Annotated in this window: 15 protein-coding genes and 1 pseudogene; 4 read left to right on the top strand and 12 right to left on the bottom strand. The window is 67.7% G+C overall.

The window, feature by feature from the left end; genetic code table 11:
• Positions 1-34 precede the first annotated feature (34 nt).
• The 3 genes from mreD to ACSQ9A_RS01945 all read right to left on the bottom strand — a co-directional run bounded on the left by mreD (position 35) and on the right by ACSQ9A_RS01945 (position 2,633).
• A complete protein-coding gene (gene mreD / locus ACSQ9A_RS01955; protein WP_093104235.1) occupies positions 35-556 on the bottom strand; it encodes a rod shape-determining protein MreD in 522 nt (173 codons plus the stop codon).
• Positions 553-1,515 carry a rod shape-determining protein MreC gene (gene mreC, locus ACSQ9A_RS01950; protein ID WP_436302498.1) on the bottom strand — a complete coding sequence of 321 codons (963 nt, stop codon included), beginning with the start codon at positions 1,513-1,515 and terminating at the stop codon, positions 553-555. Before mreC ends, mreD begins: the two co-directional genes overlap by 4 nt.
• A 74-nt stretch (positions 1,516-1,589) precedes the next feature.
• Positions 1,590-2,633, bottom strand: coding sequence for a rod shape-determining protein (locus ACSQ9A_RS01945; RefSeq protein ID WP_028249609.1), 1,044 nt, complete (start codon positions 2,631-2,633; stop codon positions 1,590-1,592).
• 204 nt (positions 2,634-2,837) lie between these two features.
• On the opposite strand from ACSQ9A_RS01945, the gene gatC reads away from it, so the two are divergent.
• The 3 genes from gatC to gatB are packed head-to-tail and all read left to right on the top strand — an operon-like array spanning position 2,838 to position 6,104.
• Complete coding sequence (gene gatC, locus ACSQ9A_RS01940) at positions 2,838-3,137, top strand: Asp-tRNA(Asn)/Glu-tRNA(Gln) amidotransferase subunit GatC (protein WP_093104238.1); 300 nt, start codon at positions 2,838-2,840, stop codon at positions 3,135-3,137.
• Positions 3,134-4,624, top strand: a complete 1,491-nt coding sequence (gene gatA, locus ACSQ9A_RS01935) for an Asp-tRNA(Asn)/Glu-tRNA(Gln) amidotransferase subunit GatA (protein WP_436302497.1) — start codon at positions 3,134-3,136, stop codon at positions 4,622-4,624. The genes gatC and gatA overlap by 4 nt, the downstream gene beginning before the upstream one ends.
• A 1-nt stretch (position 4,625) precedes the next feature.
• On the top strand, positions 4,626-6,104 hold the full coding sequence (gene gatB / locus ACSQ9A_RS01930) for an Asp-tRNA(Asn)/Glu-tRNA(Gln) amidotransferase subunit GatB (RefSeq protein WP_436302496.1): 1,479 nt from the start codon (positions 4,626-4,628) through the stop codon (positions 6,102-6,104).
• A gap of 47 nt (positions 6,105-6,151) precedes the next feature.
• Here the strand turns inward: gatB and ACSQ9A_RS01925 are convergent, their stop codons facing one another.
• From ACSQ9A_RS01925 to pyrE, 4 genes and pseudogenes are all read right to left on the bottom strand, one after another.
• Positions 6,152-6,352 (bottom strand): hypothetical protein, encoded by a 201-nt coding sequence (locus ACSQ9A_RS01925; RefSeq protein WP_093104243.1) that lies wholly within the window; start codon positions 6,350-6,352, stop codon positions 6,152-6,154.
• A 190-nt stretch (positions 6,353-6,542) separates the two neighbouring features.
• Positions 6,543-6,944 (bottom strand): annotated as a pseudogene (locus tag ACSQ9A_RS01920) (shikimate kinase); the annotation flags it as partial.
• Between the two features lie 62 nt (positions 6,945-7,006).
• Entirely contained in the window at positions 7,007-7,669 is a 663-nt protein-coding gene (locus tag ACSQ9A_RS01915; RefSeq protein WP_436292385.1) for a DUF4124 domain-containing protein, read from the bottom strand.
• A gap of 23 nt (positions 7,670-7,692) precedes the next feature.
• Positions 7,693-8,385, bottom strand: a complete 693-nt coding sequence (gene pyrE, locus ACSQ9A_RS01910) for an orotate phosphoribosyltransferase (protein WP_093104248.1) — start codon at positions 8,383-8,385, stop codon at positions 7,693-7,695.
• Positions 8,386-8,398: 13 nt separating this feature from the next.
• Between pyrE and ACSQ9A_RS01905 the strand changes: the two genes are divergently transcribed.
• Positions 8,399-9,202: an exodeoxyribonuclease III gene (locus ACSQ9A_RS01905; protein WP_436302495.1), complete on the top strand. Its 804-nt coding sequence runs from the start codon at positions 8,399-8,401 to the stop codon at positions 9,200-9,202.
• Positions 9,203-9,315: 113 nt separating this feature from the next.
• Here the strand turns inward: ACSQ9A_RS01905 and ACSQ9A_RS01900 are convergent, their stop codons facing one another.
• The 5 genes from ACSQ9A_RS01900 to ACSQ9A_RS01880 all read right to left on the bottom strand — a co-directional run bounded on the left by ACSQ9A_RS01900 (position 9,316) and on the right by ACSQ9A_RS01880 (position 14,377).
• Positions 9,316-10,050 carry a GntR family transcriptional regulator gene (locus ACSQ9A_RS01900; RefSeq protein ID WP_093104251.1) on the bottom strand — a complete coding sequence of 245 codons (735 nt, stop codon included), beginning with the start codon at positions 10,048-10,050 and terminating at the stop codon, positions 9,316-9,318.
• 9 nt (positions 10,051-10,059) lie between these two features.
• Positions 10,060-10,725: a cysteine hydrolase family protein gene (locus ACSQ9A_RS01895; protein ID WP_436302494.1), complete on the bottom strand. Its 666-nt coding sequence runs from the start codon at positions 10,723-10,725 to the stop codon at positions 10,060-10,062.
• Between the two features lie 345 nt (positions 10,726-11,070).
• Positions 11,071-12,669: an ABC transporter ATP-binding protein gene (locus ACSQ9A_RS01890; protein WP_436302493.1), complete on the bottom strand. Its 1,599-nt coding sequence runs from the start codon at positions 12,667-12,669 to the stop codon at positions 11,071-11,073.
• 8 nt (positions 12,670-12,677) lie between these two features.
• Positions 12,678-13,376, bottom strand: a complete 699-nt coding sequence (gene biuH, locus ACSQ9A_RS01885; RefSeq protein ID WP_436302492.1) for a biuret amidohydrolase — start codon at positions 13,374-13,376, stop codon at positions 12,678-12,680.
• Positions 13,373-14,377 carry a formamidase gene (locus ACSQ9A_RS01880; protein ID WP_093104257.1) on the bottom strand — a complete coding sequence of 335 codons (1,005 nt, stop codon included), beginning with the start codon at positions 14,375-14,377 and terminating at the stop codon, positions 13,373-13,375. The genes biuH and ACSQ9A_RS01880 overlap by 4 nt, the downstream gene beginning before the upstream one ends.
• Between the last annotated feature and the right edge of the window lie 9 nt (positions 14,378-14,386).

The following is a 14,386-nucleotide window of genomic DNA, read 5'->3' as shown; positions in this document are numbered from 1 at the left end:
CCGGAGCTGCAGGACAAGCCGGATCAGCATGTCTTCACAGGGGGCGGTTGGCATCGGGCTCGGGCGTGCGGCGCTGCGGCGCAAGGAGCGCCAGGCTCACCAGCGGCCACAGGGCGGTCTCGATGGCCGGCGAGATCAGGATCGTCCAGCCCGGGAAGATGCCGCCGCCGATCATCCGGATCGCGACTTCGATCAGGTGCGAGAGCGCGAACAGCGGCAGCACCTGCAAGGCCTGCGAGACCACCGGGTACCAGAGCAGGCGCCGGTGGATCATGATCGCGAAGAAACCGAGCGTGGTGTAGGACAGCGCATGCTGGCCCAGCATGGCCGTCTGATGCACGTCCATCAGGAGACCGAACATGAAGGCCGCGCCGATGCCGATGCGCGCGGGCTGGTGCACGCTCCAGAACACGATCACCAGCGCCAGCAGGTCGGGCGTCCAGGCGGCGCGACCGATCGGAATCATGTTGACGAGCAGGGCCGCAATGAGGCTCGCCCACATGAAGAGGGGACTGACGGGCAGCAGGAGCTGCTGCTGGCCGGGACGCATGATCATCGGGTTCGGCCCTCCTTCTTGTCAGGCTTGGCGGCGGACTTGTCGCCCTTCTTCTTGCCCGCCGCGGCATCCGCCGGTGCGGCCGGCACCGGCTTCGGCGCCTGCACGCCCGTGGGCGCCAGCACCAGCACGTAGCGCGCGGCCGTCACATGGGCCAGCGGCACGCAGTGGATGCGCGCGAAAGCGGTGTCGGCGCGGCGCTCGATGCGGTCGATCCTGGCGACCGGCAGGCCCGGCGGGTAGACGCCGTCGACGCCGCTGGTGGTGAGCAGGTCCCCTTCCTGCAGGTCGGCATTGGCCGCCATGAAGCGCAGTTCGAGCCCGCCGCCGTGGGCGCTGGCATCGCCGAAGGCCACGCTGCGCGCGCCGGTGCGCACGTTCTGCACGGGAATCGACAGGTCGCGGTCGATCACCAGCGTGATCTCGCTGCTGAAAGGCTGGACCTGCGTGACCTGCCCGACCACGCCGTGCTCGTCGATCACCGGCGAGCCGGCTGCGATGCCGTTGGTGAGCCCCTGGTCGATGACCAGCTTGCGGGTGTAGGGATCGGCAGCGTCGTAGAGCACCTCGGCCGCGCGGCCCGGCGTCTGCGTGGCCTGGCGCAGTTCGAGCAGGGAGCGCAGCCGCGCGTTCTCCTGCGCCAGGGTGTCGGCCTGGCTCGCGCGTTCGGACTGCAGCGCGAGCGCCTTGCGGGCCTCCGCCTCCTTGCTTTGCGCGGTCTGCAGGTCTTCCAGGTAGCGGCCGCCGCCCATCGCGAGCTGCACCGGCTTGAGCGCCAGCCACTGGATGGGATAGAGCACCGCGCCGATGCCCGCGCGCAGCGGCTGCACGATGTTGAAGCGCGCGTCGGCCACCATCAGGAACAGCGCGAGCGCGCTGAAGAAGATCAGCTTGCTGAGCGCCGAAGGCCCCTGGTTGAACAGGGGTGGCGCGGTGCGATCCAGCGTGCCCAGGGGCATGGTGTGAGCTGCGCGTTAGATGGAAAAAAGCCGGCCGATGCTGACACGGGCCGGCCAAATGTGCAAAGTGTGCATCACTCGCTGGTGAAGATGCTTCCCAACCTGTCCATGCGCTCCAGGGCGATGCCGCAGCCGCGCACCACGCAGGTCAGAGGGTCTTCGGCCACCAGCACCGGCAGGCCGGTTTCCTCGGCCAGCAGGCGGTCGAGGTCGCGCAGCAGCGCGCCGCCGCCGGTCAGCATCATGCCGCGCTCGGCGATGTCGGCGCCCAGCTCGGGCGGGGTCTGCTCCAGCGCGTTCTTGACCGCCGAAACGATGTTGTTGAGCGGATCGGTCAGCGCCTCCAGCACTTCGTTGCTGCTGATGGTGAAGCTGCGCGGCACGCCTTCGCTGAGGTTGCGGCCCTTGACTTCCATTTCCTTGACTTCGGAACCGGGGAAGGCCGAGCCGATGCTCTTCTTGATGACTTCGGCCGTCGGCTCGCCGATCAGCATGCCGTAGTTGCGGCGGATGTAGTTGATGATGGCCTCGTCGAAGCGGTCGCCGCCGACGCGCACGCTGCCCTTGTAGACCATGCCGCCGAGCGAGATCACGCCGACCTCGGTGGTACCGCCGCCGATGTCGACCACCATCGAGCCGCTGGCTTCGGACACCGGCAGCCCGGCGCCGATCGCGGCGGCCATGGGTTCCTCGATCAGGTAGACCGAGGTGGCGCCGGCGGCTTCGGCGGCGTCCTTGATGGCGCGGCGCTCGACCTGGGTCGAGCCGCAGGGCACGCAGATGATGATGCGCGGGCTGGGCGTGAGCAGCGAGCGCGGGTGCACCATCTTGATGAACTGCTTGATCATCTGCTCGGTGATCACGAAGTCGGCGATCACGCCGTCCTTCATCGGGCGGATGGCCTCGATGTTGCCGGGCACCTTGCCGAGCATGGCCTTGGCTTCGCGGCCCACGGCCTGGATCACCTTCTTGCCGTGCGGGCCGCCTTCGTGGCGGATGGCCACGACCGAGGGCTCATCGAGCACGATGCCCTTGTTGCGCGCAAAGATCAGGGTGTTCGCGGTGCCGAGGTCGATCGCGAGGTCGGTAGAAAAGTACCGACGAAAAGCTCCAAACATTGTGGAATCCTCTGGAGCACGGCATGCGCGTCGGCATGTCGTCGCCCTCTTGCTGGGTCGTTTTTTGACGGGGTGGTTGGATCGTTTTTGCAGCAAATGCCGTCGCGTTCGCGGGGGTTGCGGCAAAGGCGGGATAATACCCGAATCCCCTCTGTATCCCAGCGCTGGCGCACCCTTCCGACGTGTGGCGGCCTTCTTTTTTCGATGTCACTCACTTCCTCCGATATTGCGCGCATCGCATCGCTCGCCAGGCTGGAGCTTGCCCCCGACGAGAGCGAGCGCATGCTGGGCCAGATCAATGGCTTCTTCGAACTGGTGGAGCGGATGCGCGCGGTCGACACCGCCGGCCTGGAGCCGCTGGCCCACCCCGTGGCCGCCTTCGAGGATGTGACGCTCCGGCTGGCCGAGGACGTGGCGAGCGAACCGAACCGGCGCGAGGCCAACCAGCGCAGCGCGCCGGCGGTCGAGAACGGCCTGTTCCTGGTGCCGAAGGTGATCGAATGAGCGCCGCCGACCTGCACCAGATGGGGGTGGCCGAATTGGCCGCGGCCCTGCGCGAGCGCAAGGTGTCGGCGGTCGAGGCCGCCGAACACCACTTGGCGCGCATCAAGCAGCACCAGGATCTTGGCAGCTTCGTCGCCCTCGACGAGGACGTGACGCTGGCCCAGGCCCGCGCCGCCGACGCCCTGCTCGCCGCCGGCAAGGCCCCGGCCCTGGCCGGCGTGCCGATCGCGCACAAGGACATCTTCGTCACCGCCGATTTCCCGACCACCGCGGGCTCGCGCATCCTGGCCGGCTACCGCTCGCCCTTCGATGCCACCGTGGTGCGCAAGCTGGCCGAAGCCGGCGCCGTCACGCTCGGCAAGCTGAGCTGCGACGAATTCGCGATGGGTTCGGCCAACGAGAACGTCGCGGTGCCGGCCGTCGGCTTCGACCGCGCGGTGCCTGTGCGCAACCCGTGGGACATGACGCGCATTCCCGGCGGCTCCTCGGGCGGCAGCGCTGCCGCGGTAGCCGCGCGCCTGGCGCCGGCCGCGACCGGCACCGACACCGGCGGCTCAATCCGCCAGCCGGCCTCCTTCTGCGGCGTGACCGGCATCAAGCCGACCTACGGCCGCGCCTCGCGCTACGGCATGGTCGCCTTCGCCTCCAGCCTCGACCAGGCCGGGCCGCTGGCGCGCTCGGCCGAAGACTGCGCGCTGCTGCTGTCGGCCCTGTGCGGACCCGACCCCGAGCGCGATTCGACCTCGCTGGACAAGCCAGCCGAGGATTTTTCGCGCACCCTCTCCGATTCGCTCGAAGGCCTGCGCATCGGTGTGCCGAAGGAGTTCCTGGGCGAAGGCGTCGCCCCCGGCGTGCGCGCGGCCATCGACGCCGCGCTGGCGGAATACGAGAAGCTCGGCGCCCGCCGCGTCGAGGTCACGCTGCCGCGCACCGAGCTGTCGATCCCGGTCTACTACATCATTGCGGCGGCCGAAGCGTCCAGCAACCTGAGCCGCTTCGACGGCGTCAAGTTCGGCCATCGCGCCAAGAACTACCGCGATCTGGCCGACATGTACGCCAAGACGCGCGAGGAAGGCTTCGGCGACGAGGTCAAGCGCCGCATCATGATCGGCACCTACGTGCTCTCGCACGGCTACTACGACGCCTACTACCTTCAGGCGCAGAAGGTGCGCCGCATGATCGCCGACGATTTCCAGCAGGCTTTCGCGCAGTGCGATGTGATCGCCGGCCCGGCCGCGCCCACGGTCGCCTGGAAGCTGGGCGAACACGGCGGCGACCCGGTGGCCGACTACCTGGCCGACATCTTCACGCTGCCGGGCTCGCTCGCCGGCCTGCCCGGCATGAGCCTGCCGGTGGGCTTCGACGGCGGCATGCCGGTCGGCCTGCAATTGATCGGCAACTATTTCGGCGAGGCGAAGCTGCTGAACGCGGCGCACCGTTTCCAGCAGGCGACCGACTGGCACCGCCGCACGCCGGAGGGCTTTTGACATGAACTCCTTCGAACAGATGCAGGAAGGCCGCCCGACCGGCCCGCTGGTGCAAGGCTACGAAGTCATCATCGGCTTCGAGACCCATGCCCAGCTCTCGACCGCGAGCAAGATCTTCAGCCGCGCCTCCACCGCCTTCGGCGCCGAGCCCAACACCCAGGCCTCGGCGGTCGACCTCGCGCTGCCCGGCACGCTGCCGGTGATGAACAAGGGCGCGGTCGAGCGCGCCATCAAGCTCGGGCTCGCGCTCGGCTCGCACATCGCACCGCGCAGCGTGTTCGCGCGCAAGAACTATTTCTATCCCGACCTGCCCAAGGGCTACCAGATCAGCCAGTACGAGATTCCGGTCGTGCAGGGCGGATCGGTGTCGTTTTTTCTCGGCGACGAGAAGAAAACCGTGCGCCTCGTGCGCGCCCATCTCGAAGAGGACGCCGGCAAGTCGCTGCACGAGGACTTCGTCGGCCAGTCGGGCATCGATTTGAACCGCGCCGGTACTCCTCTGCTGGAGATCGTGACCGAGCCCGACATGCGCTCCACCGCCGAGGCCGTGGCCTATGCGCGCGAGCTGCACAAGATCGTGACCTGGATCGGCATCTGCGACGGCAACATGCAGGAAGGCAGCTTCCGCTGCGATGCCAACGTCTCGGTGCGCCGGCCCGGGCAGCCGCTGGGCACGCGGCGCGAGATCAAGAACCTGAACAGCTTCAAGTTCATGCAGCAGGCGATCGACTACGAGATCCGCTGGCAGATCGGCGAGATCGAGGACGGCCGCGCGATCCAGCAGGCCACGGTGCTGTTCGATCCCGACACCGGCGAGACACGCGCCATGCGCACCAAGGAAGACGCGGCCGATTACCGCTACTTCCCCGACCCGGACCTGCCGCCGCTGGCGATCGCGGCCGAATGGATCGAGCGCGTGCGCGCCGACATGCCGGAGCTGCCGCGCGCGATGGCCGAGCGCTACGTGCGCGAGCACGGCCTGTCGGACTACGACGCCACGCAGCTCACCCAGAGCCCCGCGCAGGCCCGCTACTTCCAGAGCGCGGTGGCCGCCGGCGCCAACGCCAAGCTGGCGAGCAACTGGATCACCGGCGAGATCGCGCGCCGCCTCAACCTGCAGGACATCGCGATCGGCGAAGCACCGGTGACGGCCGCGCAACTCGCGAAGCTGATCGAGCGCATCAGCGACGGCACGGTGTCGAACAACGCCGCGCGCCAGGTCTTCGATGCGCTCTGGACCGGCGAAGGCGATGACGCAGACCGGATCATCGAGGCCAAGGGCCTGAAGCAGATGAGCGACACCGGCGAGCTCGAGAAGATCATCGACGGCGTGCTGGCCACCAACCAGAAGAACATCGACGAATACCGCGCCGGCAAGGACAAGGCTTTCAACGCGCTGGTCGGCCAGGTCATGAAGGCCAGCCAGGGCAAGGCCAATCCGGCGCAGGTCAATGCGCTGTTGAAGGCGAAGCTGGGCTGAACCAGGAAGCCGATGCCGGGCGGGCTCGACGGTCGCCTGCGGCCCCGCTACTCATCGAGGAAGCCTGCTCGGTAGAAGCTCCATGCAGTACCGTCGTGCAGGTAGAAGTGGCCGTCCGTGCAGAAGTCTTTGCCCGGGAAGAACTCCCGGTATGCGCGCGGGACCAGGCGCTCCAGCTGCTCGTCGGACAGTTCTTCGAATTGTTCTGGCGTGATGGGCTGGCCTACTTTGAGTCTGGTGGGTTCCATGATTGTGAATTGCGCTCAGACTTGAGTGATGGGTGGCGTGCGGCACGATCGGCCTGCGCGCCCACACGAAACGTTCGATTTGCGACGCAGTATGGTCCGGCTCCGCATCACTGCGAAAACGCGTGCATTGCAACGCCATGAATCTTGGAAACCGCGCGCGGATGCGCGACTCTTCATTCGCCCTGTTGCCGGACAAATACGGCCTCGACAGCTGTCTCTTCACGATGATGTCGACACACGTCTCCAAGTCGAACGCTGGTAGCAGAAGCGCGGTCAGCGCGTCGGATTCGATGGAACTGCGAAGCGCCGGGTATCGCGTATCGACATCCGCTGGATACGTCATGAAACCAGATGAAAGCGCACACACAGCGGGTGCTGCGAGGGCGCTCTTCGTCTGGAGGTAGGTAGATACGTTCCGCCTGGCATAGCCCGCGTAGCCGTGTGCCTCGATGCAGGCGGTGATGTCGCCTTCACATGCCATGATGCGCTGGTCGAGGTCGACAAAGTGCCAGCCCAGCCGCCCTGCCAGGGAGATCCCAACGGACGTCTTCCCGGCGCCCCAGGGGCCAACGAGGTGAACAACAGGTATCACTGCTTGTGCGCGGTGACGAAGGTCAATGCGCAGTCATCGTGCCCGCCCGGTTGCGCACCGGCTCAGCGCGCCGTGGTCGCAGGCGCATTGCCCGCCCACAGCGGCTTGAGGCGCCCGCGCTCCTCGTCGAAGCGCGCGTTGACGCGCCTCTTCTCGTCTTCCTGGTCGCCGATGAAGCGGTTCTGTACCGCGACGCTCTTGCCGTTGTCGTCGAGCTTGCGGCGCAGGGAATCCGGCGCCTTGCTGACATCCTTCTTGTAGAACTCCAGCTCGTCGTCGATCTTCTTGCGCTCCTCGGCCAGCTCGCCGAGGCGCTTCTTGGCGGCGTTGATCACTGCATCGATCTGGACCAGCGCCTCGGCGCGTTCGCGGTCGTGCGCGGTGGCGTTGGGATAGCGGATCAGGAGCGCGCGTTCGCGGCGGCGCTCTTCGATCAGACGCGCCGCCTGCAGCTGCGCCTGGCGCTCGCGGTCCTCGCGCTCGGCCAGCTCGCGTGCCGTGTAGGTGGGCTCGATCTTGCGCCGCACGGAGCCGCTCGGGCTCAGTTCGCGTTGTTCGCGATCGCTGCAGTCGGCGATCGGGCGGTCGGAGGTGAGGGTGCGCCCCCGGGCGTCGACGCAGCTGTAGATGCCGGAGCTCGCGGCCGGCGCCGGTTGCGCAGGGACCACACCGGCCCCCGCCAGCAAGAGGGCCAGAGAAGCGATGCGAGTGAGGATGCGCGCCAACGTCGGTCCTTCAAACAGTGGAATCAACCCGCGCCGTAGCGCGCCCTGTATGCCAGCACTCCCTCCCGGTGGGCGCGCAGCTCGTCGTCCGCGCGGCCCGAGAGGTAATGTAACAAGTCGTCAAGCGTCGCGATCGCCACCACCTGCAGCCCGAGCTGGTTGCGGACATATTGCACGGCGCTGTGCGCCACATCGATGCCGTTCTCGGTCGCCTTCTCCTGCCGGTCCAGCGCGATGGCCACCGCGTGCGGGGTGGCGCCGGCGCTCTGGATGGCGGCGATGGACTCGCGCACCGCAGTGCCGGCCGACATCACGTCGTCGACGATCAGCACCCGGCCCTTGAGCGGCGCGCCGACCAGCGTGCCGCCTTCGCCGTGGTCCTTGGCTTCCTTGCGGTTGTAGGCAAAGGGCACGTTGCGGCCGCGCCGGGCGAGTTCGGCAGCCACCGTGGCGCCGAGCGGGATGCCCTTGTAGGCCGGGCCGAAGATCATGTCGAAGTCCAGGCCGCTCGCGATCAGCCGGTCTGCATAGAATCCAGCGAGCCGCGCGAGCTTGGCGCCGTCGTCGAACAGGCCCGCGTTGAAGAAGTAGGGGCTCATGCGGCCGGCCTTGGTCTTGAACTGGCCGAAGCGCAGCACCCCCGATTCGAGCGCGAACTGCACGAAGGCCTGCGCCAGCGCACCGCCCTCTCCCACCTCTGTCACCTCTTCAGCCATCGGGAACGTCCTTGTGTTCAAACTGACCAGCCTCAACCTCAATGGCCTGCGCTCGGCCGCGACCAAAGGCGTCGCCGACTGGGTTGCCGAACTGGCGCCGGATTGTATTTGCATGCAGGAAATCCGCGTCCAGGCCAGCGATATCGAAGGCCGGTTCGAGGCCATGGCCGGTCTCAAGGGCCACTTCCATTTTGCGGAGAGGAAGGGCTACGCCGGCACTGCGGTTTACACCAAGCACGAGCCCAGCGAGGTCGTGGTGGGCTGGGGCGACAAGGAGTTCGATGCCGAAGGCCGCTACCTCGAACTGCGCTTCGATACGGCCAAGCGCAAGTTCTCGGTCATCAGCTGCTACTTTCCGAGCGGCTCCTCGGGGGAGGAGCGGCAGGCGGCGAAGTACCGTTTTCTCAAGGGCTTCTTCCCGCACCTGATCGCGCTCAAGGCCGAGCGCGAGTTCGTCCTCTGCGGCGACATCAACATCGCGCACAAGGAGATCGACCTCAAGAACTGGCGCGGCAACCAGAAGAACAGCGGCTTCCTGCCCGAGGAGCGCGCCTGGATGACGAAGCTGCTCGACGCCGGCGCGGAGGGCGCCGGCCTGGTCGACGTCTACCGCATGCTCAAGCCCGACACCACCGACGAGGCCTACACCTGGTGGAGCAACCGCGGCCAGGCCTATGCCAAGAACGTGGGCTGGCGGCTGGACTACCACCTGGCGACGCCGAAGACCGCCCAGCTCGCGCGCAGCGAGCAGATCTTCAAGACCATCAAGTTCAGCGACCACGCGCCGATCACGGTGGACTACGAGTTCACTCTGTAAAGGCTCTCCCCCAGGCTTCGCGCACTTCGTGTCGCTACGCCACCCCCCTCGCCGGGGGCGATACCAGCGGCCCGGCGAAGCCGGTTCCGCGGTATCCCTGGAATCAGGCATGCCTATCGGCGTCCGGCGTTCTTTGCCATATAGACCTGGTGCAGCGTAATCTTGCGCGCCTCGGCCTGGCTGGTCTCGATGTGGGCGCGCAGCAGCATCGCGGCCTGGTCGCCGCGGTTGGCGCGGATCGCCTTGAGGATCTTGCCGTGTTCCTCGTAAGTGGCGTCGATGCGCGGCTGCTTGGTGAAGTCGAGCCGGCGAATGATGCGGATGCGGTCGGTCACGTCGCGATGCACGCGCGCCATCTCCGCATTGCCCGCGGCCGCGACCAGCGCACAGTGAAAGGCCTCGTCCCATTGCGCGACCTGCACGCCGTCCGCGCTGCGCTGCGCCACCGGCACCAGCCAGATGTCGGCCAGCGCATCGAGCAGGCTGCGATCCACGCGCCGGTCGGTTTCGCAGAGCCGGTGCGCCGCGGTGGTTTCCAGCACCATGCGCAGGTCGTAGAGCTGTTCGAACTGGTCGAAGTCGAAGGGCAGCACGCGCCAGCCGCTCCTGAACAGCACCTCGACGAAGCCCTCCTGCTGCAGCCTGAAGAGCGCCTGGCGCACCGGCGTGCGCGAGACGCCGAGGCGCTCGCTGATCTCGTTCTCGGTGAAGCGGTCGCCCGGCACCAGGCTGAACTCGGCCACGTCGCGCTTGAGCTGCGCGTAGACCTCGTCGGCGCGGGTGCGGAACGCGGCCGTGCCCTCGGCTGCAGGCTGGGAAGGAAGGGAGCGGGATCGAACGGTGGACACGCAGGGATGTTAGTGGTTGCCGAGCGCACCGAGCAACGCGGTGCTCGGCGCGGTCCAGCCGACGATCGCACCCTGGGCGCGGATCATCTCGATGGCCGCCGTCTTGAAGGCGGGGAAGTAGCTCTCGGTGCAGTCTTCCAGCAGCATGCAGTCGTAGCCGCGGTCGTTGGCCTCGCGCATGCTGGTCTGCACGCAGACTTCGGTGGTGACGCCCATGAAGATCAGTTTGCGGATGCTGCGCTGCTGCAGCATGGACTGCAGGCCGGTGGCATAGAAGGCGCCCTTGCCGGGCTTGTCGATCACGATCTCGCCATCGACGGGTGCGAGCGCATCGATGATCTGGTTACCGGGTTCGCCGGCGACCAGGATGCGGCCCATGGGGCCCGTGTCGCCGATGCGGAGCACCGGGTTGCCGCGGTTGCGCTTGGCCGGCGGGCAGTCGGCGAGGTCGGGGCGGTGGGCTTCGCGCGTGTGAATGACGAGGCCGCCCTTTTTTCGCCATGCATGGAGGACCGACTGTGTCGCAGGGACGATGGCCTGGAGCAGCGAGACATCGTTGCCCAGGGTCTCGCCGAAGCCGCCGGGTTCGACGAAGTCGCGTTGCATGTCGATGATGACGAGGGCTGTCCTGTCCAGCTCGAACTCGTAGGCGAAGGGGTTGGCGTCTATCTGCATGGACTTGGCTTTACTCCCTCCCCCTCCGGGGGAGGGTTGGGGTGGGGGCGCTGGGCCCTTGTTTGAGCGTTGCGCTTGGTTGGGCACCAGAGCCTGAGGCATTCGCTTCGCTCGGCCGCCTGAAGCGAGCACCGCAGGTTGCCCCGGAGCGAAGCGCAGGGGACACGCACAGTGGGGTCGCCTTTTCTTTGCTTACTTTCTTTTGGCGAAGCAAAAGAAAGTGAGTCGCCCGCCGGGGCGAGACCCGGCTCCAGGCCCCAGCAAGGAACAGCGACGGTTCAAAGGCCCAAGGGCCCCCGCCCCAACCCTCCCCCAAAGGGGGAGGGAGCAAGAGCAAGACCGCACTCATGCGTGATGCCCCCCACCCATATGCGCTCCCAACACATGCCGCTCCGCAGAAGCCGCGGAGGTTTCGAACACGATCCGTCCTTCGCTCATCACGACGATCCGGTCTGCCAGTTCCAGCAGCTCGTCGAGGTCTTCGCTGATGAGCAGCACGCCGCCGCCCTTCTGCCGCACCTGCACGATGCGGCCGTGGATCTCCCGCACGGCGGCGAAGTCCAGCCCGAACACGGGATTGGCGGCAATCAGCACGTTGATGTCGCCGGCCAGCTCGCGGGCCAGTACGGCGCGCTGCACATTGCCGCCCGAGAGACTGCGGATCGGCGCGCCCTCGCCCTGGGTCTTCACACCGTACTCGGCAATCCACTCGCGCGCCCGGCTGCGCCAGGCCGGAAAATTCAACACGCCGCCGCGCGCCAGCGGCGGCTGGTCGAAGTCGCGCAGCGCCATGTTCTCCGCCACGCTGAGATCGCCGACGCAGGCGTTGCGCAAGGGCTCCTCGGGCAGGCTGCGCAGCTTCAGGCGCCGGTTCTCCTCGCGCCGTGCGGCGTAGGGCTCGCCCATCACGGTCACGCGGCCTGCGAGCCGCGGGCGCTGGCCGACCAGCGCCTCGACCAGCTCGCGCTGGCCGTTGCCCGAGACGCCGGCCACGCCGAGGATCTCGCCCGCGCGCACGGCGAGGCTCAGGTCGTGCACGGCCAGCGTGCCGCGGTCGCCCTGCGCCTGCAGGCCCTCGACCTGCAAGGCGATGGGCGCGTCCGCCGCCGTCTCCTTCATCGCATGCAGCGCCCGGCCGACCGGCGCTGCGGTGTCGCTCTCGGGCGGCGGAGCCTCGCCTTCGCCCATCATCGCGGCGGCCAGCCGGCGAGGGTCGGTGTCGGCCACGCGGCAGTGATGCACGGCTTTCCCGCGCCGCAGCACCGTCACGCTGTCGGCATAGGCCATCACCTCGCGGAACTTGTGCGTGATGATGAGCACGGTGCACAGGCCGCTCTGCGCGAAATCGCGCACATGGCCCAGCACCTCGTCGGCCTCCTGCGGGGTCAGTACCGAGGTCGGCTCGTCGAGGATCAGGAGGCGCGGCTTCAGGTAGAGCTGCTTCAGGAGCTCCAGCTTCTGCTTCTCGCCGGCCGCGAGCTCGGAGGGCCGCCGGTCGAGGTGGAGGCTGAAGGGCGTGGTGGCCAGAAAGGCCTCGAGCTCGGCGCGCTTGCGTTTCCAGTCGATCAAGGCCGGCGTCTTGCCGCCGGCCAGCAACAGGTTCTCGGCCACCGTCATGCCGGGCGCCAGCGTGAAGTGCTGGTAGACCATGCCGATGCCGAGCGCGCGCGCCACCACCGGGTTGGCGATCTCCTGCTCGCGCCCATCGATCAGGATGCTGCCCTCCTCTGCGCGCTGGTAGCCCGCCACGCACTTGACCAGCGTGCTCTTGCCGGCGCCGTTCTCGCCCAGCAGCGCATGCACCGTGCCGGGCTCGACCCGCATCGTGACGCTGTCCATCGCGGTGAAGCTGCCGAAGCGCTTGGTCAGCTGGTAGGTGTCGAGCGCGAGCGCGCCGGTGGCGGCCGGCAGCGCGCCGATGGGTTGAAGTGAGGCATCGGCCATGTTCTGCCTCACATCGAAGCCAACGCATCGAGCAGCGCGCCCGAATGCGCATGCGCGCCGAACACGCCGCCCTGCATCGTGATCATCTTCAAGGCTGCGAGATGGTTGCCATGGTCAGTCGCGGCCGTGCAGTCCGACAGCAGCAGGCATTCGAAGCCGCGGTCGTTGGCGTCGCGCATCGTCGTGTGCACGCACACGTCGGTCGTGATGCCGGCCAGGATCAGGTTCTCGATGCCGCGCGTGCGCAGCACCAGCTCGAGATCGGTGGCGTAGAAGGAACCCTTGCCGGGCTTGTCGATCACCACCTCGCCCTCGATCGGCGCAAGCGCGGGAATGATCTCCCAGCCCGGCTCGCCGCGCACCAGGATGCGGCCGCAGGGGCCGTCGTCGCCGATGCCCACGCCGCCGGCGCCGATCTGGCGCGAGCGCCAGCGCTTGTTGGCCGGCAGGTCGGCCAGGTCGGGGCGATGGCCTTCCCGCGTGTGGATGATGTGGAAGCCGAGTGGCCGCAGGCGCGCCAGCGTGCGCGCGATCGGCGCGATCGGCGCCTGCACGAGCGACAGGTCGTAGCCCATCACGTCGACGTATCCGCCCTCGCCGCAGAAATCGGTCTGCATGTCGATCACGATCAGCGCGGTGTTGTCGGGCCGCAGTGCGCCGTTGTAGGGCCAGCGATAGGGCTCGGCCGCGACGTAGCGTTCGTTCATAAGGCCTCCGGTCCCTTGTAGCTGCGCTCCGGCGGCTCGAAGCCGAAGCCGCTGCCGTCCTTCACTTTCACCTCATCGCTCCACGGCAGCTTGTAGCGGCCGGCCGCCATGTCCTGCATGTAGGTGTAGGGGCAGTCCTGTGCGCCGCCTTTCACCGCGACGTAGCCGCGGTGGTAGAGCTGGTAGATGTTGTTCTCCACGCCCCAGCCGGTGCGGGCCTCGCGCGCCAGGTCGGGCCGGAGCTCGGCGGTGATGATCTCGTCGGGCCGCCCGCCGCCCTCCACCAGCACGGTGCCGTCGAAGTTGCAGAACATGCCCTCGCCCATCGAGTCGAAGGTGCCGTCGCTGCCGCACATGCAGACGCTCGCGGTGTACGCGAGATTGCAAAAGGCGTTGGCCTGGTTGGTGATGCGCCAGGCATGGCGGATCGGCGCCGTGTAGCCCGCTGTGCGGACGATGATCTCGGCGCCCTTGTACGCGGCCTCGCGCGCCATCTCGGGCAGCATGCCGTCGTGGCAGATGATCAGGGCCAGCTTGCTGCCCTTGGGCCCGTCGCACACCGGCACGCCGATGTTGCCGGGCTCCCAGGGCTCGACCGGCACCCACGGATGCATCTTGCGGTAGTAGAGGCGCAGGGCGCCCTGGTCGTCGATGATCAGGCCGCTGTTGTAGGGATTGCCGCCGGGGTTGGCTTCCATGATCGAGAAGCAGCCCCAGATCCTGTTGTCGATGCAGGCCTTCTTGAAGGCCGCCACCTCGGGCCCGTCGAGCGAACACATGATCTCGGGCGCGGTGTCCATCGAAAGGCCGTGCAGCGCGTATTCCGGGAACACCACCAGGTCCATGGTCCCCTGGTTGCGCCGCGCCTTGGCCACCAGCTCGCAGATGCGCTGCGTCTGCGCCGCGAGATCGGCCTTGGTCTTGACGACCGGCAGCTGCAGCTGCACCAGCCCGAGCACGACGCCGTTCTCCGATTTGTTGAGACCACCCAGACCGCTCATCGCTTGGTT

This window comes from Variovorax sp. LjRoot290 (genome assembly GCF_964253985.1).
Lineage (GTDB): Bacteria > Pseudomonadota > Gammaproteobacteria > Burkholderiales > Burkholderiaceae_C > Variovorax.
This window is presented reverse-complemented; position numbering and strand designations above follow the sequence as displayed.